The sequence below is a fragment of the Bacillus sp. FSL M7-0558 genome (genome assembly GCF_038003245.1).
GTDB classification, from domain to species: Bacteria; Bacillota; Bacilli; order Bacillales; family Bacillaceae; genus Bacillus; species Bacillus pumilus.
This window is the reverse complement of record NZ_JBBOOU010000001.1, coordinates 3,261,062-3,278,585: the sequence shown is the minus strand read 5'-3', so window position 1 is coordinate 3,278,585 and position 17,524 is coordinate 3,261,062. Positions and strand designations below refer to the sequence as shown.

Below are 17,524 nucleotides of genomic sequence, written 5' to 3'. Positions count from 1 at the left end.
TTTTTGCATAAAAAAACACCCCGGAATCACCGGGATGTCTTTATTTTATTGATCTGGACTGCTTTCTGCACTGGCAATTTGCTGTGCGAGGTCAGCTCGATCAATGTCTGCTTGGAAGAATTCTTGCGTATTTGGCAAGTGTAAATTCATATGACGTTTTTGAGAAATTCGGATGGTCACTTGATCAACAGTGTAATCAAAAACGTGTCCGCCGACACTTCGATCGTCATCAATGAAATGAAGATGATATCCACTCACTGCAATACCATGTGCGTACTGCGGTGTACGGAAACCGGCGATCGTTCCTTGAATATCCTCGAAATCGAAGATGGGCTGTGACTTGACTGCTTCCACCATCGGAACGTAAGGTTTTTCCTGTTTTTCGACCGTACGTGTTTGCACCTTTTTGAATGATCCATCAATGCGGATTGCATAAAACACATTCTTACTTGGTAAAATGCGGTCGATTTCTTCTTCTAGCTCTTTGCTCGTCATGGCTGCATCAATTCGATGAACGATATCTGTTTCAAAGAATGCTAAAGAGCAGAAGGGTGAATAGTCTTGATTGGTAACCGGTGTCGCTGTTCCATCCGAGCGCAGTCGGTAGAATGCGCCATCAAAGCCGATCAGCTCTCCATCTAATTGATTGAATGTACCAATACCGAAATCACCGTGCTCGGGAATTTGTGAAAGGGAGAAATCTCCATCATATACGGCTTCCAGCAAAGAGGTCATCGTCGATACTTGATAGACCTCTTGCTGTTTGTCATGTTGTCTTGTGTCGCTGTGTTGATTCATTGGGTGCATCATACCCATATCCGCTCACTCCTTTGGTGTAATGTATGGACATCTTATCAGACGTTCAATGTGCGATTTTCACGAAAGACTTCTGGCCATTTTTGACTGGCGAGGTCTGGGTTGTCTTGATAGTCAATCGGAATATCAATAATAACGGGTCCTTCTATGTTTATACCCTTTTGAAGGACAGTTGAAAGCTCTTCAGGTGAGTTAACCCGTAATCCAGTCGCTCCAAAGCTTTCCGCATACTTCACTAAGTCGATCTGTCCGAATTCAACGCAGGATGTGCGATCATATTTCATTTCCTGCTGAAATGCCACCATGTCGTATGTGCTGTCATTCCAAACAAGGTGAACGAGGTTTGTTTTCATGCGGACGGCTGTTTCTAGCTCCATTGCAGAGAAGAGAAAACCGCCATCACCAGAGACCGAAATGATCTTTTCATCTGGATTCAATATGGAAGCCGCAATGGCCCATGGTAAGGCGACGCCTAATGTTTGCATTCCGTTGCTCACAAGGAATGTGTTCGGCTCATAGACGCGGAAGTGACGCGACATCCAAATCGCGTGAGACCCGATATCACAGGTGACCTTCGTGTTATCAGGAATCAGGCGTCTTAATGTATGAATGACATCCAGCGGGTGAGATAGATGACTTTCTCTTTCTGGTGCTTTTTCAATGTCGCTTAACAGCTCCTGTAATTCAGTGACGAATTCAATTTGTTCTTTGCATAGAGAAAGTGGAACACTGTCATGGGCTAGATGTTTAACGGTTTTAGCTATATTGCCGACAAGCTCAAGCGCTGGCTCATAAAAATGATCAATATCTGCCTGCATGTCATCGACATGGATGATCTGTCGCTGCTTCGGCTGAATATTCCAATGCTTCGGATCATATTCAATTGGATCAAAGCCGATGGTTAAAAGGACATCTGCTTGTTCAATGAGAAGATCCCCCGGCTGATTTCTGAATAAACCGATTCTGCCTACATATTGAGACTCGAGCTCTCTTGAGAGAACCCCGGCTCCTTGGTACGTTTCGACAAATGGAATTCCAAGTGTTTTCAATAATGTTCTTGTAGCCTTTGCAGCAGCTGGACGACTTGCTTTCATTCCCACAATGGCAACAGGTAAGTGTGCATTTTGAATTTTGGCGATAGCCGAGCTGATGAGAGCATCCGGTGCAGGACCTAGTTCTGGAGAAGGGTGAGCAGACACTGGTGTTTGTGTGGTGTGTTCTGTCACGACATCTTGTGGAAAGCTGATAAATGCTGCTCCAGCCTGCCCCTTTTGTGCCGCGCGAAAAGCATTTGTTAAGGCTTCGGGTATATTATGAACGTCTTGTACTTCAACACTGTATTTTGTGACTGGTTTGAATAATGCCGCATTGTCGAGTGATTGATGTGTTCGTTTTAGCCGATCTGCACGAATGACGTTTCCCGCGATTGCGACAACAGGGTCACCTTCTGTATTGGCTGTTAATAGACCTGTTGCTAAATTAGATGCGCCAGGACCTGATGTGACGAGACAAACACCTGGTTTGCCGGTTAAGCGGCCGACAGCAGCTGCCATAAAGGCGGCGTTTTGTTCGTGTCTGCATAGGACAAGCTCTGGACCTCTGTCTTTTAATACATCAAATACGGCGTCAATTTTGGCACCTGGAATTGCAAAAACATGGGTCACACCTTGAGCAATCAGCGTATCAACAATCAATTCTGCTCCTCGTCTTGTTAGGGGTTGTGCTTGAGAATTCATTTACCCCGCACTCCTTTCGGCAAGTAAAATTTTTTATGAAAATATATTTTCATGATATGATTTACTATACATTTCAAAATGGAAAATTTCCAATATCTGTTTAACGTGGTTTTAATATGTTTCACGAATAAGTGTGCGAGGAGTGAAAGGATGGAACTGAGACATTTGCAGTACTTTGTCACAGTAGCGGAGGAGCTGCATTTTGGCAGAGCAGCCGCACGGTTGAATATGACACAGCCGCCACTTAGTCAGCAAATTAAGCAGTTTGAAGAAGAATTGGGGTTTCCTTTGTTTCACCGGTCGAAGCGAGTGGTGGAGCTAACAGCTGCTGGAAAGGTCTTTTTACATGAGGTGCGTGGTGTGCTGCATCAGCTTGATAAAGCCGTTGATCATGCCCGGCATACAGCAAGAGGAGAGCTGGGAAAAATCATCATAGGGTTTGTTGGAACAGCGACGTATGATATTCTGCCGCCAGTTGTACGCGAATTCAGAGAGCTGTATCCCTCTGTCAGTATTGAGCTGGAGCAGCTTTCTGTTCCGCAGCAGCTAGGAGCGCTTTTAAATGGGGAGATTGATATCGGTTTTTTACATCCTACATCTCCTCATGAAGAACTGGTCAGCCGTTTGATGAAGCAAAGTGAATGTATTTTTGCGATTCCAAAAAATCATCCGCTGGCGAAAAAAGAGGCGGTCACGATCGAAGATATTCGTCATGAGCCGATTATTTCTTTATCACAGGAATCATGGCCGTCCCTTTATCAACACTTTGTCCTGCTATGTGAAAAGTACGGGTTTTCTCCGAATATTGTGCAGGAAGCGGCTGAATATCAAATGGTGATTGGCCTTGTCACAGCTGGTATCGGCATTGCGGTCATTCCGAAATCAGCCCGGCGTTTATTTAATCTAGATGTTGTGTATCGGTCCATTGAAGGTGAACAGCTTCTGGCAGAATGGACGATTTCCTATAGACGAGAAAATCATAATCCTGCTTTATTTCATCTTGTCCACCATATCCTGCATCGCACCGAGCCTGAATCAGAGGCATAGAAAAAGAGGTATGGTATGATGTCGATACACCAAAAGGAGGCGTGTCTGAATTGATTACGTTGCAAATGGATCAGCTATCAAGAAAAGAAGCATATAAATTATTATCGGGCTCTATTGTTCCACGACCGATTGCGTTTATTACAAGTCTGTCTAAAGACGATGTTGTCAATGCCGCACCATTTAGTTTCTTTAATGTCATCAGCGGACACCCGCCGCTCCTCGCAGTTTCTATCGGACGACGCGAAGGTCAGATGAAAGACACAGCGCAGCATATGATTGACAGAGGAGAATTTGTAGTCCATGTGAGTGATGAAGCGATAATAGAAGATATTAATGAAACAGCTGCTACGCTGCCACAGGATGAGAGTGAGCTGGATCGAACCGGTCTTCATCAAGTAAAGAGTCATGTCGTGTCAGTGCCGGGCATTCAGGAAGCGCGTATTCGCTTTGAATGTCAGCTTGAAAAGCATCTTACCTTTCAAAATGATGAAGGGGAGATCACGGTCGATCATATCATTGGCCGGGTTGTGTGTGCGCATTTAGATGAGGCTGTGTATGATGCGGAAAAAGGATATGTTTCTACTTCTGAATTGAAGCCAGTCGCACGTTTAGCGGGTAATGATTATGCCCATTTAGGGACGTCATATGTGCTGAAAAGACCAGAATAATAGGAAAAACCCCCGAGAGCTATCGGGGGTTTTGTGTTTATTTTTTCTGTTCTAGTTTCAGTGGAGCTGCGATGTTCTTTTGTACTTTTTTCCCTTTTAAGACGTCGCTTGCAGCACCGACTGCCAGTTTTCCGATCAGCTCTGGCTGCTGGGCGACTGTGGCAGATAGTTTTCCTGCTTTGATCGAGTTGAGTGCATCTTCGTTTCCGTCAAAGCCAACGACGAGAATGTCTTTTCCAGAGCTTTGAATCGCCTCTAGTGCGCCAAGCGCCATTTCATCATTGTGGGCAAAAACGGCTTTGATGTCAGGGTTTCCTTGAAGGAGGTTTTCCATGACGTTCAACCCTTTTGTTCGGTCGAAGTCAGCTGCTTGTTTTGCTGTCACTTTTAGATCTTTATCTGCTATTTGATGGAATCCTTTTCCGCGCTCACGTGTAGCGGAAGCGCCTGGTACACCTTCTAATTCAGCGACTTTAGCGCCTTTTCCAACCTTGTCGATAATAAAGTTGGCTGCCATTTCGCCGCCTTTGACGTTATCTGAAGCAACCAGTGCTTCTACTTTACCGCTTTCAGCTGAACGGTCTAATGTGATGACAGGAATATCTGAAGCATTCGCTGATTCAACAGCAGTTGAGATGGCAGACGAGTCCGCTGGGTTGATAAGCAATGCGTCGACCCCTTGCTGAATTAAATCTTCTACGTCACTTGTTTGTTTTGCTGAATCATTTTGAGCATCTGCAATGACGACTTCGATGCCAAGCTTTTTCGCTTCTTTCGTCACCCCGTTTTTAAGAGAAACGAAGAATGGATTGTTTAAGGTCGAGATCGAGAGACCGATTTTGATGTCTTTTTTCTTCCCATCTTTTGTTGATTTGGCCCACTCTGGCGGTTCTAGCGAGCAGGCAGAAAGCATGAACAATGAGAGAGTCAGAATGAGAATGAGAAATTTTTTCATAGCAGCTGCCTCCTTAAGCAGATTTCTTTCTGTCTAGTAGGACTGCAATCAAGATGACAATCCCTTTCACAACAGATTGATAGAATGATGATACACCAAGTAAGTTCATACCGTTGTTCAGGACACCGATGATAAGCACCCCGATCAGTGTGCCGACAATTCGCCCTCTTCCGCCGGAAAGGCTTGTCCCGCCAAGTACAACGGCAGCAATTGCATCAAGCTCATAGGACGTACCAGCTGTTGGCTGGGCTGAGTTTAGACGAGATGTTAAGATCGCACCTGCTAGAGCAGACATGAACCCTGCTAATGAATAGATCATAATTTTTACGCGCGGTACTTTGATTCCTGAAATGAGCGCAGCTTTTTCATTCCCACCGATTGCATATGTTCTTCTGCCGAAAGGCGTTTTATGAAGCAGCACCCAGAGCACGATAAAGGTGAGAAGCATCGTGATCGCTGGAACAGGAATGCCTAAGAAATACCCGCGTCCGAATAACTGAAAGGCATAGTTAGATCCGAGTCCTGTAATCGGGTTTCCGTCTGTATAAACAAGTGTTAATCCTCTGAAAATCGTCATCGTGGCAAGTGTTGCGATAAAAGGAGCCATTTTTCCTTTTGTGATTAAAAGACCGTTGACCATCCCAAGAATAGCGCCGATGATACAGCCAACGATAATAGCTAAAATCGGGTCCATACCAGACACGATAAATCCGGCAGTCAGCGCACTAGAAAGTGCTAAAATGGCACCGACCGACAAATCAATTCCTCCTGTTAAAATAACAAACGTCATTCCAAAGGCAATGAGGGCATTAATGGAGATTTGTCTCAGTAAGTTTAAGATGTTTAATGGCTCTAAAAAGGCCGGGTTTAAAATAGAAACAATGGCGACAAGGATGATGAGTCCTAAGAATGGCCCAAGCTTTTGCATGATGTTGTCAAATCGTCCATTTGAAGTAAGTGGTTTCATGTTACTTCCCTCCTGTAGCTAGTGTCATAATTCGTTCTTGTGTTGCGTCTGCTTTATTTAATTCTCCGCTGATGGTTCCTTCATGAATGACAAGCACTCGATCGCTCATCCCTAGAATTTCTGGGAGCTCAGAGGAGACCATTAAAATGGCAACACCTCGATCAGTCAGTTCATTCATTAACTGGTAGATTTCTCGTTTCGCTCCGACGTCGACACCTCTTGTCGGTTCATCTAAAATCAAGACCTTCGGCTGGATGCCGATCCATTTGGCGATGACGACTTTTTGCTGATTTCCACCAGAGAGACTTCGAGCAGAGATTTCAGAGGAAGCCGTTTTAATCGTCAATCTTTTGATGAGCAGGTCAACAAAATCCTGTTCGTTTTTCTTATCGATCAGTCCCTTTGGAGAGAAGCTTTCTAAGTTTGGCAGACCAATGTTTTCTCGAATGGATGCATCCAGCATGAGTCCTTCATCTTTGCGATCCTCTGTGATAAAGCCGATGCCGAGCTTGACGGCATCACTTGGTTTTTTAATGATAGCCTTTTTCCCATGAACCCAGATTTCCCCTTGATCAAGAGGATCAAGACCAAACAGTGACCGCATCATTTCGGTCCTGCCAGCGCCCATTAAGCCTGCAACACCGACGATTTCTCCAGCTTTAACGGAGAAATTGATATCTTGAAATTGTCCTTTTCTTGTCGCTTGCTTCACCTCAAGGATAGTATCTCCTAAAGAAGGCGTTCTCTCAGGGTATCGATCTGTTAATTCGCGGCCGACCATTTTTTTGACGACCTCATGGAAATTTGTTTCAGGTATGGCTTTCGTATCGACCGTTTTCCCATCGCGCATGATGGTAATCCGGTCACAGATCGCAAAAATTTCCTCCATACGGTGAGAAATATAGACGATGGATACGCCTTCCTTTTTGAGAGATTCAATGACCTGAAAGAGCTTTTCAATCTCACGGTCTGTAAGAGCTGCTGTTGGCTCATCCATGATGATGACCTTCGCTTCCGTCATTAATGCCTTTGCAATCTCAATCATCTGTTTTTGTCCAACAGAGCAGCTACCTGCCTCTTGATCAAGCGAGAGGTTCACAGACAATCGGTCCAGCTGGCTTTGGGCAAGAACCTTCATTTTCTTTGTGTCTAGCAATCCAAATTTCGTATAGATTTCTTTCCCGATGAATAGGTTTTCCAAGACGGTCATATCTGGCCATATGTTGAGCTCTTGATGAATAAAGGCGATGCCGTGTTGTTCCGCTTCCTTCGGATTTTTGAAAGCGGTTTCTTTCCCGTCGATTTGAATCGTTCCCTGGTCTAATGAATAAAGACCTGTGAGCAGGTTCATTAAAGTTGATTTTCCTGCGCCATTTTCACCCATGAGCGCGTGAACCTCACCTGTGACGAGGTCAAAGGAGACCCCGGAAAGAACGGTGTTTTTTCCAAAGGCCTTATGGATGTTATGCATCTCAATGTTCATATCTGGCTCCTCCTTTTAAAAGATGACACCGGCATGAAGAATGCAGTTTGCGTATGGGGTGGCTTCACCCGTGCGAATGACTGCTTTTGCCTGTTTGGTCATGTCTTTGAACGTCTCGTGGTCTACATCATGTAATGGCTGTGAGAACGCTTTCTTTAAAAATAGATGATCTCGCTCATTGGCTTCTTTGATTTCACTAGCTACAGTCATGTGTTCAACCGCCATTTCTTGAAGAAGGAGGGAGGTGACCTCCTGAAAGGACGGTGTGCCGATTGATAGTGCCAGGTCGATTTTGACTGGACCTTCTGGAATCGGCAGGCCGCAGTCTGCGATGACGATTGTATCTGTATGACCAAGGTCAGCAAGTACCTTGGCGATATGACTGTTTAAGATGCCGTTTTTTTTCATTTTTTTCTCTCCAGTTCTTCTCTTGTTGGCATGCCGCCTTGTGCACCGAACTTGGTGACAGAGATAGATGCGGCTAAGTTGGCAAAGGCAAGTGCGTCGTATAGGGATTTTCCCTCTGCTAGTGCTACAGCTAGAGCACCGTTAAAAGTATCACCAGCGCCTGTAGTGTCAACGGCTTTCACAGGGTAGCCTGGCACCAACACTTCTTTTATTCCGTCAAAGTAACGAACACCATTTTTTCCTTCTGTAATGAGTAATTTGTTTGGATATTGGCGCAAAGCTTCTGCTATGGTGAGTCCATCAAACATAAGAGCTGCTTCGTGTTCGTTTGGAGTAATATAGGCAGCTTGATCTAATATTTGCTGAGAAACTTGACGAGCTGGTGCGGGATTTAAGGTGACCGGAATCCCTTTCTCACTGCAAATGGTGCAGACGGCTTCGACTGTTTCTTCAGGAATTTCTTGCTGAATGAGGACCATTCCAATATCATCTATTGTAGAAAGTGCTTCTCTTACATAGTCAGGAGTGACCTCGTCATTTGCCCCTTTGACCACGACAATGCTGTTATCACCTTCCGCTAAAATGATATGAGCCGTGCCGCTTTCCATTTCGGTAACCGGTTTCATATATGAGGTGCGGACCCCTTGGTCTTGTAGATTGCTGAGAATATCTTGACCATAAGCGTCATCACCGACCCGGCCGACCATGTATACATCAGCACCGAGTCTGGCACTGGCGACTGCTTGATTGGCGCCTTTTCCGCCTGGGACGGTTTTAAATGATTCGCCTAACACTGTTTCACCGGCATTTGGCCGTTTATCCGAAGTGACAACTAAATCCATTGAACAGCTTCCTACTACGACAATATGACTCATTGTGAATCCACCTTTCTTGTGGTCTCTCGTTCAATAAAAGAGACGGGCATTTGAATAACTGGTTGATCTATAGGTTGTTTCTGAATCGCTTTAATTAACAGCTGCGCCGCTTCTTTTCCCATCTCATAGGCAGGCTGCCTAATTGTCGATAGGGAAGGGAAGAGCAGCTCGCTTTGCGGAATATCGTCAAACCCAATGATTTGAACATCCTCTGGAACGGCTTTTCCGATCCGAAGTGCTTCGTGTATGACCGCTGTTGCGACAATGTCATTACTGGCAATGATGCCATCTGTTTCAGGGTACAGCTGAAAAAGAGCCTTGGCACTTTTTCGGGCTTCTTGAAAAGAAAACGAAGCATTAGACATCACATGGAAGTCGACACCCTTTTCGGTCAGTACATCGAGTGCACCCTTGAATCGCTGCCTCGCTGTTTGAAGGTGGGCAGGTCCTTTCAGCAGTGTGATCTGCCGGCTGCCGCGCCTGATTAATTCCATTGCGGCGATTTTCCCGCCAGCTGCAGTATCTGCAGATACAGAAGGTGCATGCGAGACGGTTCGATCTAAGAACACAACCGGCAATTCATCATCATTGTATATATCTGATTCAGGTTCGTTTGTGACAGCGATGACACCGACCACTTGATTTTGTTTAAAGGTTTGTAAATAAGCCAATTCCTTTTCTCGATCTTCATCACTGTTTCCGAATAATAACCGAAAACCTTGCGCATGAATCTCATCCTCTACGCCTCTAGCAAGCTGAGGAAAGAAGGGGTTTGTGATATCAGGCAAGATCAAACCGATTAAGCGGGATTCTCTTTTGAAAAGGGATCTAGCCACTTCATTGGGAAAGTAGTTCAGCTCCTGCATCGCTTGTGTCACGCGGGTTTTCGTATCTGTATGGACATATCCAGTATCGTTAAGCACGCGAGACACAGTGGCAACAGACACTTGTGCAGCTTTTGCAACATCTTTAATGGTAGCCAATGGAGTGCCTCCCTTCGTGAATGTGTAACCGTTTACACAAATAGATTATCATGAAAGCTTTTAAATGACAATCTTAAAAAAATAAAAAAAGAAAAGAAAGATGAACTCTTCCTTTTCTTAACTAATAATCCCTGTTTGGGTAATATTCACTTTGACTTTTGGGATGATTTTTACATTTGGATAATCAGTGACCCAGTTCATCTTCATGAATTCATCATAGTGTCTTACCCGATATTTTCTGCCTAGGCTAAGGACGTCAGAGTTTGCTTCTTGCAGGGAGGCCACGACTTTTTCTGCTTCTTTTGTCAAAATCGCGGAAAGCCTTTTGTTGAGCATTTTAATTTTTTTATCTGTGTCTAGATTATCTTTCGGGTATTCAAGGACAGAGGTCGTGAATTCATACTCAAGAGAAAAGGTTAAGTTTCGATGGTCAGGATTGATAATGTTGATGTCTCTCTTTGAATCTGTCACTTGAATGGTGATGTAATTGTTCTCCTTTGATTTCATATCACTTCTTACTTTTTTAGTGAAGTTCGCATATTTGCCCATATTCTCGTCCATGACAGTGAGAAGAATGGCATCTTGTCCGTACAGCTCACCTTTCTTTTTCTCATTATCAAATAGGGCGACGCCTTTTACACTGATTAATTTCTTCGATTGATCAAAATGGATTAAGGGCAGTGTGAAGTCCTCTCCAGTTTGGAGCATTTTAGATCGAATACTTTGAATGTTTTTAGGTGCTACTTGGGATGAGCGTGATGCGGTTGTGATCAAGTTATTTAAATAGTCACTCACAATGAGCTTTTCCTTCAGCAGCGAGTTAATCACTTCTTCACAGGTCCCCCCTTGAACAACGGCGAGATTTGCGAGGAGGGGGCTTTTCGGATCACGATAAAACATATCTAAGTAGGGAAGAAGACGATTTTGGGCAAATTCATCACCGACCAGCATCACCCGCATTTTCGACATGTCTATTTTTTGATCCACAATCCGGCTGAAGTTGGTTCTTGCTTTCCTTAAAGTAGGTGCTTCCGTTGTGAGAAGAGTGGTTAAAAAGCTGCCTGTATTTCCTTGCTCCATACTTTGAGACTGCTGCACCTTTCGATAAGTAATCGAGTACTTGGCATTGTCATCCTCTCCTTGATCAACAGCAGAGGTTAAAACAAGAGAGATATTCTTTAATAAGTTTTGATCCCAGCAGCCAGGCATGAATATGAGAGACACACACATGAGCAAAGTCAGTATGTACTTATGACGCATGTGATTTCACCTTCCCTTTACGATGTTTGAAAAAGATGATAATTGCCATAAAGATCGGGAGTGTGTAAATAAATGAATATTGCGCAATGGTGGTAAAGTCATTAAAACGTTGAATTCTAAAATTATCGGTTGCAAGATAGCAGCTAGCCGCATAGATCAAAATGGCAAAATAAAAGACGTATTTTTTGTGGTCTTTTTTCTTGAGAATACTTGCTACGCCATTTGCACAAAAGTAAAGATAATTACTGAGTGTGGCAAGAATGATAAATACCCAGAAACTCAGAAAAATCAGATCTGTCCGCTCAATCACACCGAACGAAATGGTTTTTAACAGATAAAGAACAGGATTTGGAATGATTTTAAGCTCAATCGGGCTGAAAAACATAAAACAAATCACTGTGATAAATAGGTAGTAAAGAGTCGTGCATATATTGGCAATGGTCATGACCTTGTATCGCGCTTTAATGGTGCCTTTCATCAGTGGAGAGATGATCAAAATCATTTCAAATCCATTCATAGATAATACAACATCCTTTAATCCAAGCTGAAATTGAGAGAAGTCCGTTTGGAAAAAGGGCATAAGGTAGTCGATATTGGTTCCTTTTAATGAATACAGCATGATGAGAGACAACAAGAGTAAAAAAGGAGTCAGAATAAAGTTGAATCTGACAATCGCTGTAATTTGTTCCTTGGCGATGTAAAGGATGGATATCATGAGTAGTAGGTTGATCACCCAATTGGGTGTAAGTGGTAAAACCCATATACCCAGAATTCTCGTGAAAATAGATAGAACGACAATACAGACTGAGGCGAAATAAATTGTATAAAGAGCCACTAAGATTCGCCCAATCCATTTTCCAAAAACCTCAATTAACGCCTCGAAAAATGATGTCTCAGGATATTTGTGAATGATATATATAAAAATGGTATTGATGATTTGGATAAAAAAACAGGCCAAAATGATAGCCATCCAGCCATCATGCCCCATATCTTTCATAAGCAAATGAGGCAGGGCTAAAATACCGACACCAATTTGAGATTGAATGATAAAAAAGACAGCTTGAGATGGAGATATTTTATTTTTCATCTTGATTTTTCCATCCTCTCAAATTTTCAATTTGCTCTTTCTTTTTTGGATTTAAGTAAACAGGGCGTTTTTTATACATCCACATCGGTAATCGAATCACAGTGTCTTTTAAGTCCTGCCAGTTAAATGGAGTTACTGGAGATAAATACGGGACACCTAGTGATTCAAGGCGGCATAAATTCATCAGGACGATCGACAGGCCGAATGAAATGCCAATAAACCCAAACATCGATGCCATGAACATGAGCGGAAAACGCAGCATCCTGATGGTAGACGTCATTTCAAACGAAGGAAGAACAAAGGAAGCAACAGCGGTCACGGCGACCACAACGATAAGAACATTCGAAATGAGCCCAGCTTTTACTACCGCATCTCCAATGACCAAACCGCCTACGATCCCAATTGTCTGTCCAATTGGTTTTGGCAGACGCACCCCTGCCTCGCGTATGAGCTCAATCGTAATCTCCATCAGCATAGCTTCTATTAAAGGTGGAAAAGGAATTCCAATAATGGAATTTTTCATCGTAATCGCTAATTCATCCGGGACAACCTCATAATGAAAGCCGATGACCGCAATATAAAAAGAAGGCAAAATCACAGCGATGATACAGGCAACATAACGAAGAATACGAATAAACGTAGCTGGAATCCAGCGACTATTGTAGTCATCTGGTGATTGAAAGAAGCTAAAGAACGTAATAGGCAGAATGATAGCCATTGGACTGCCATCCATCAGCACAACAATTCTCCCCTCAAGAATGGCGGATCTCACTTTGTCAGGTCGTTCTGTATCAATGAGCTGCGGGAAGATGGAATATGAATCATCCTCAATCGCTTCTACAATAGAACCGGGGCTGAGCAGCGTGTCTACTTTAATGGAAGAAATTCGTCTGTTGACCTCATCTATCTTTTCTTGATTGGCAATATCAGAAATATAAACTGTCGCAACCTTTGTTTCAGATTTTGTGCCGATCTTATGATACTGGATCGCAAGTTTTCGATCATTTAAGTGTGACCGCAGTAAATATAAATTGGTATCTAAACTCTCAACAAACCCATCATGTGCGCCTGCAATAATACTTTCAGAAGAAGGTTCAGAAATGGAACGCAGCGGCGGCTGTCCAACGGCAAATATTTTGATCTGTGAGGATTTTTCATCAAGGAAAGCAATGCTTCCTGCAATAATGCTGTCGACAATCAGCGTCAAGTCTCCTGTTTCGAGTGTACTAAGTGATTTTGTATAGTTCTGCTCTCCAGGAGGACCGAGCAAGTTGCCGATAATGAAGTCGTTTAATTTGCTTTCTTCAACTCTTGTTTTAATATAAAACAGCACTGATTTCGTTTCATTCACCATTAATTCCCGGTATTCAAAATCGGCGCTTTGCTGAAATGCTTTCTTCAGGATTCGAATCTTTTCCTCAAAACCGCCTGATAAAAAGTGTAAGCGTGTTTGCTCATTCGTATTTGGCATCTTTAGCCTCCTCTCACAGTTTTTTAACCATAGTGTGAGCGGAGAGGCTGATTTTATTCGTCACCTTAGTTGAAAGCATGACATAAGCTGACAACTTTCAACTAAAATCATATTAAAAATGTTAAGAAATGATGAATCTTGATAAAAAGAAATGAATAATGTTTCATTGTTTAGGTCATAAGGAGCGAAATTCGTAATGAGAAGGCATTTCGAAATGATCAATAGTTTACATCTTATCCCAATTTTTCGTGACCTGAAAATAAGCATATGACTTGATTTTTTTAGAGATGACCTTTGTCATAGGTCAACACATAGCATTCTGAGCGATGAGGATGACTTTCTAACCTGTTCCTTCAAAAATCGAAAACATTCCAAAACACGCACTATTCATTTAAAGCACTGATATGACTGAGGTTATAGAGTTTAAAGGGCTTTAAAACATTGATTCAAAATACATCTTAACAATTGTCAAAAAATTTAGGGAGAAAAGGACAAAAGATTTTTCGATGCTTGATGGTAACGCTTACTCTTGATTGAAGGCGAAATTCAGGCTGATTTTTGTCCGTCTTTTGGCCTTTTCATTTAAAGAGGAGCTAGGTCAATACACCTTCTGATTAGAGGAATTTGGCATACGAGGAAGTGAAAGATTATGTTACATAATACCGATTGTGATTTTATGCTGAACCTATATACTGTTGATTGAATTTACATATCACACTCATAAAAAAAGGAGATGTAGATAAGCGATGTGGTTAATCGTTATAGCCTGTGTCATCATGTTAGGGATTGGCTTTATTGAAAAGAAGCGTCACCAGAAAAATATCGATGCCCTACCGGTGCGCGTCAATATTAATGGTATTCGCGGAAAGTCTACCGTTACAAGATTGACAACCGGTATCTTAATGGAGGCAGGTTATAAAACTGTCGGCAAAACAACGGGAACAGATGCAAGAATGATTTATTGGGATACGCCAGAGGAGAAACCGATTAAAAGGAAACCGCAAGGACCGAATATCGGTGAGCAGAAGGAAGTTATGAGAGAAACCGTTGAAAGAGGAGCAAATGCCATCGTCAGTGAATGTATGGCGGTAAATCCAGATTACCAAATCATCTTTCAGGAAGAGCTGCTTCAAGCGAATATTGGCGTGATCGTAAACGTTCTTGAAGATCATATGGACGTCATGGGGCCGACACTTGATGAAATAGCAGAAGCCTTTACAGCGACAATTCCTTACAATGGACACTTGGTTATTACGGATAGTGAATATACGGATTTCTTTAAAGAGATTGCGAAAAAACGCAATACAGAAGTCATTGTTGCAGATAATTCCAAGATTTCTGATGAGTATTTGCGGAAATTTGAGTACATGGTCTTCCCAGATAATGCCTCACTTGCACTTGGTGTTGCACAGGCATTGGGAATTGATGAAGATACGGCATTCCGAGGAATGTTAAATGCGCCGCCTGATCCAGGAGCGATGAGAATTCTTCCATTAATGGATGCGAAAACGCCTGGACACTTTGTAAATGGTTTTGCGGCAAATGACGCATCATCTACATTGAACATTTGGAAGCGTGTGAAAGAAATTGGATATCCAACAGATGAACCGATTATTATCATGAACTGCCGTGCGGATCGTGTAGATCGAACGATCCAGTTTGCGGAGGATGTACTTCCTTATATTGAAGCAAGTGATCTCGTCTTAATTGGTGAAACAACAGATCCAATTGTAAAGGCATATGAGGATGGAAAAATTCCGGCTGACCACTTACACAACCTTGAATATCAATCTACAGAAGAAATTATGAACATGCTTGAGAAAAAGCTTCATAATCGAGTGGTTTATGGAGTCGGCAATATTCATGGTGCCGCTGAACCGTTAATCGAAAAAATTCAAGAATACAAAATTAAGCAGCTTGTCAGCTAGGAGGAAATATAGAAAATGTTCGGATCAGATCTTTATATCTCGTTAATTTTAGGTGTTCTACTTAGTTTAATCTTTGCAGAAAAAACAGGAATCGTACCAGCTGGACTTGTTGTCCCAGGTTATCTGGCGCTTGTATTTAACCAGCCAGTCTTCATTTTAGTTGTCTTATCTGTCAGCTTGCTTACGTATGTCATCGTTCGCTTTGGTCTATCGAAATTTATGATTTTATACGGACGCAGAAAGTTTGCTGCAATGCTGATTACAGGGATTGCCTTAAAGCTAGTCTTTGATTTCTTCTACCCAGTGGTCCCATTTGAAATAGCAGAATTCCGCGGAATCGGTATTATCGTTCCTGGATTGATTGCAAATACGATTCAAAAACAAGGTCTTACGATGACCCTTGGAAGCACGTTACTTCTAAGTGGTGCAACATTTGCCATCATGTATGTTTACTATCTATTTTAAGATAAGGTGTGTCCAATGATGAATAAAAAATTGAGCTTTCAGGAAAAGCTGCTGAAAATCACAAAGAATCAAAAGAAAAAAACGAATAAACACGTGCTGATTGCTTTACCGATCGTCATTGCTTGTACATTTCTATTTACGTTTATCGGGCAAGCAAAAGTGCCAACTGTACAAAAGAATCCAGAAAACATCCTGACCGCTTCGTTTGTCGGTGACATTATGTTTGGAAGAAACGTAGAGAAAGTAACAGACCGTTATGGAAAACAGCATCTCTTTCGCTATGCTAAACCATACTTTGATGTGTCAGATTATGTGACTGGTAACTTTGAGCATCCAGTCGCATCAGACCGGGAACAAGCGGCGCAAAAGAATATTCATTTAAAAACAGATGAGGATTCTGTCAAAGCGTTGAAGGATTTGAATTTCTCTGTATTAAACTTTGCGAATAACCATGCGGCAGACTATGGTGAAAAAGGGCTGAACAAAACGATTGATGCCTTTAAACAAGCTGACATGGATTATACAGGCGCAGGCCTTAACCTTCAGGATGCGAAGCAGAACATTTCGTATAAAGAAGTAAATGGTGTCAAAATCGCTACACTTGGTTTTACAGATGTGTATGGGAAAGATTTTAAAGCAACGAATCGCCAGGCCGGTATCTTGCCAGCCGACCCATCTATCTTTATTCCGATGATTTCGCAGGCTGCTGAAAAGGCAGATGTCGTCGTTGTTCATGCTCACTGGGGACAGGAGTACAACAATGAGGTAAACGATAGACAAAGAGAATTGGCAAGAGCGATGTCTAAGGCTGGTGCTGATATCATTATCGGTGCTCATCCGCACGTTCTTGAGCCAATGGAAGTCTATAACGGCACGGCGATCTTCTATAGCTTAGGAAACTTTATTTTTGACCAAGGCTGGTCAAGAACACGTGATTCTGCACTTGTTCAGTATCATCTGAATGAAGATGGAAAAGCGACATTTGAAGTGGTCCCAATGTACATCAAAGAAGCAACACCTGCTCCGGTTAAAGCAGGATCATTTGAATCAAAATCCATTATCCGTATGCTGACAAATGGTACGAATGCGGATTGGAAAGAAAAAGACGGGCACATTTTCTTTGAAGTAGATCACGCTGATAAAGTTAAACACTTAAAAGAAAACGGAGGGAAAGAGAAGAAATGAAATTTCTAAAAGCAAGCTGGCCGTTTGTTGCGTTAATTTTAGTCTTTGTCTTTATGTCTGCTTTTAAATTTAGTGACAGCCTCACAGATCATGAAAAACAAAAGATCTCGGTTGAAATGCAGAAAATCGAACAACAAAAACAGTCAAAAACGGAAGCAAGTAAATAACTCTAACGAGCATAGAGGGCACG

General features: G+C 42.5%; 17 protein-coding genes. 6 read left to right on the top strand and 11 right to left on the bottom strand.

The window, feature by feature from the left end:
• Nucleotides 1-45: 45 nt before the first annotated feature.
• Together budA and alsS are read right to left on the bottom strand one after the other, a co-directional pair.
• A complete protein-coding gene (budA, locus tag MHB79_RS16645; RefSeq protein ID WP_106030112.1) occupies nt 46-816 on the bottom strand; it encodes an acetolactate decarboxylase in 771 nt (256 codons plus the stop codon).
• A 38-nt stretch (nt 817-854) separates the two neighbouring features.
• The gene (alsS, locus tag MHB79_RS16640; protein ID WP_340990272.1) at nt 855-2,552 is read right to left on the bottom strand and encodes an acetolactate synthase AlsS; all 1,698 of its coding nucleotides are present in this window, start codon (nt 2,550-2,552) and stop codon (nt 855-857) included.
• 150 nt (nt 2,553-2,702) lie between these two features.
• On the opposite strand from alsS, the gene alsR reads away from it, so the two are divergent.
• Nucleotides 2,703-3,599 (top strand): acetoin biosynthesis transcriptional regulator AlsR, encoded by an 897-nt coding sequence (gene alsR / locus MHB79_RS16635; RefSeq protein WP_065097893.1) that lies wholly within the window; start codon nt 2,703-2,705, stop codon nt 3,597-3,599.
• A gap of 50 nt (nt 3,600-3,649) precedes the next feature.
• The gene (locus tag MHB79_RS16630) at nt 3,650-4,267 is read left to right on the top strand and encodes a flavin reductase family protein (RefSeq protein ID WP_309216259.1); all 618 of its coding nucleotides are present in this window, start codon (nt 3,650-3,652) and stop codon (nt 4,265-4,267) included.
• Between the two features lie 37 nt (nt 4,268-4,304).
• Here the strand turns inward: MHB79_RS16630 and rbsB are convergent, their stop codons facing one another.
• From rbsB to MHB79_RS16585, 9 genes are all read right to left on the bottom strand, one after another.
• Complete coding sequence (gene rbsB / locus MHB79_RS16625; RefSeq protein ID WP_327839553.1) at nt 4,305-5,222, bottom strand: ribose ABC transporter substrate-binding protein RbsB; 918 nt, start codon at nt 5,220-5,222, stop codon at nt 4,305-4,307.
• A 13-nt stretch (nt 5,223-5,235) separates the two neighbouring features.
• Nucleotides 5,236-6,189 (bottom strand): ribose ABC transporter permease RbsC, encoded by a 954-nt coding sequence (gene rbsC / locus MHB79_RS16620; protein ID WP_003215300.1) that lies wholly within the window; start codon nt 6,187-6,189, stop codon nt 5,236-5,238.
• Between the two features lies 1 nt (nt 6,190).
• A complete protein-coding gene (locus MHB79_RS16615) occupies nt 6,191-7,672 on the bottom strand; it encodes a sugar ABC transporter ATP-binding protein (protein WP_050944406.1) in 1,482 nt (493 codons plus the stop codon).
• Between the two features lie 15 nt (nt 7,673-7,687).
• On the bottom strand, nt 7,688-8,080 hold the full coding sequence (rbsD, locus tag MHB79_RS16610) for a D-ribose pyranase (protein ID WP_137054306.1): 393 nt from the start codon (nt 8,078-8,080) through the stop codon (nt 7,688-7,690).
• Nucleotides 8,077-8,955, bottom strand: coding sequence for a ribokinase (gene rbsK, locus MHB79_RS16605; protein ID WP_340990269.1), 879 nt, complete (start codon nt 8,953-8,955; stop codon nt 8,077-8,079). Before rbsK ends, rbsD begins: the two co-directional genes overlap by 4 nt.
• Nucleotides 8,952-9,938: a LacI family DNA-binding transcriptional regulator gene (locus tag MHB79_RS16600; protein ID WP_310425494.1), complete on the bottom strand. Its 987-nt coding sequence runs from the start codon at nt 9,936-9,938 to the stop codon at nt 8,952-8,954. The genes rbsK and MHB79_RS16600 overlap by 4 nt, the downstream gene beginning before the upstream one ends.
• A gap of 117 nt (nt 9,939-10,055) precedes the next feature.
• Nucleotides 10,056-11,198 carry a Ger(x)C family spore germination protein gene (locus MHB79_RS16595; RefSeq protein ID WP_340866566.1) on the bottom strand — a complete coding sequence of 381 codons (1,143 nt, stop codon included), beginning with the start codon at nt 11,196-11,198 and terminating at the stop codon, nt 10,056-10,058.
• Nucleotides 11,188-12,285: a GerAB/ArcD/ProY family transporter gene (locus MHB79_RS16590; RefSeq protein WP_050944400.1), complete on the bottom strand. Its 1,098-nt coding sequence runs from the start codon at nt 12,283-12,285 to the stop codon at nt 11,188-11,190. The genes MHB79_RS16595 and MHB79_RS16590 overlap by 11 nt, the downstream gene beginning before the upstream one ends.
• A complete protein-coding gene (locus tag MHB79_RS16585) occupies nt 12,275-13,756 on the bottom strand; it encodes a spore germination protein (RefSeq protein WP_137054308.1) in 1,482 nt (493 codons plus the stop codon). The genes MHB79_RS16590 and MHB79_RS16585 overlap by 11 nt, the downstream gene beginning before the upstream one ends.
• 746 nt (nt 13,757-14,502) lie before the next feature.
• On the opposite strand from MHB79_RS16585, the gene pgsB reads away from it, so the two are divergent.
• The 4 genes from pgsB to MHB79_RS16565 are packed head-to-tail and all read left to right on the top strand — an operon-like array spanning nt 14,503 to nt 17,501.
• Nucleotides 14,503-15,684 (top strand): poly-gamma-glutamate synthase PgsB, encoded by a 1,182-nt coding sequence (gene pgsB, locus MHB79_RS16580; protein ID WP_012011489.1) that lies wholly within the window; start codon nt 14,503-14,505, stop codon nt 15,682-15,684.
• A 15-nt stretch (nt 15,685-15,699) separates the two neighbouring features.
• Nucleotides 15,700-16,149, top strand: a complete 450-nt coding sequence (pgsC, locus tag MHB79_RS16575) for a poly-gamma-glutamate biosynthesis protein PgsC (RefSeq protein ID WP_003213696.1) — start codon at nt 15,700-15,702, stop codon at nt 16,147-16,149.
• A gap of 18 nt (nt 16,150-16,167) precedes the next feature.
• Nucleotides 16,168-17,334 carry a CapA family protein gene (locus MHB79_RS16570; RefSeq protein ID WP_034620154.1) on the top strand — a complete coding sequence of 389 codons (1,167 nt, stop codon included), beginning with the start codon at nt 16,168-16,170 and terminating at the stop codon, nt 17,332-17,334.
• Nucleotides 17,331-17,501, top strand: a complete 171-nt coding sequence (locus MHB79_RS16565) for a hypothetical protein (protein WP_003213661.1) — start codon at nt 17,331-17,333, stop codon at nt 17,499-17,501. The genes MHB79_RS16570 and MHB79_RS16565 overlap by 4 nt, the downstream gene beginning before the upstream one ends.
• The last annotated feature ends 23 nt before the right edge of the window (nt 17,502-17,524 follow it).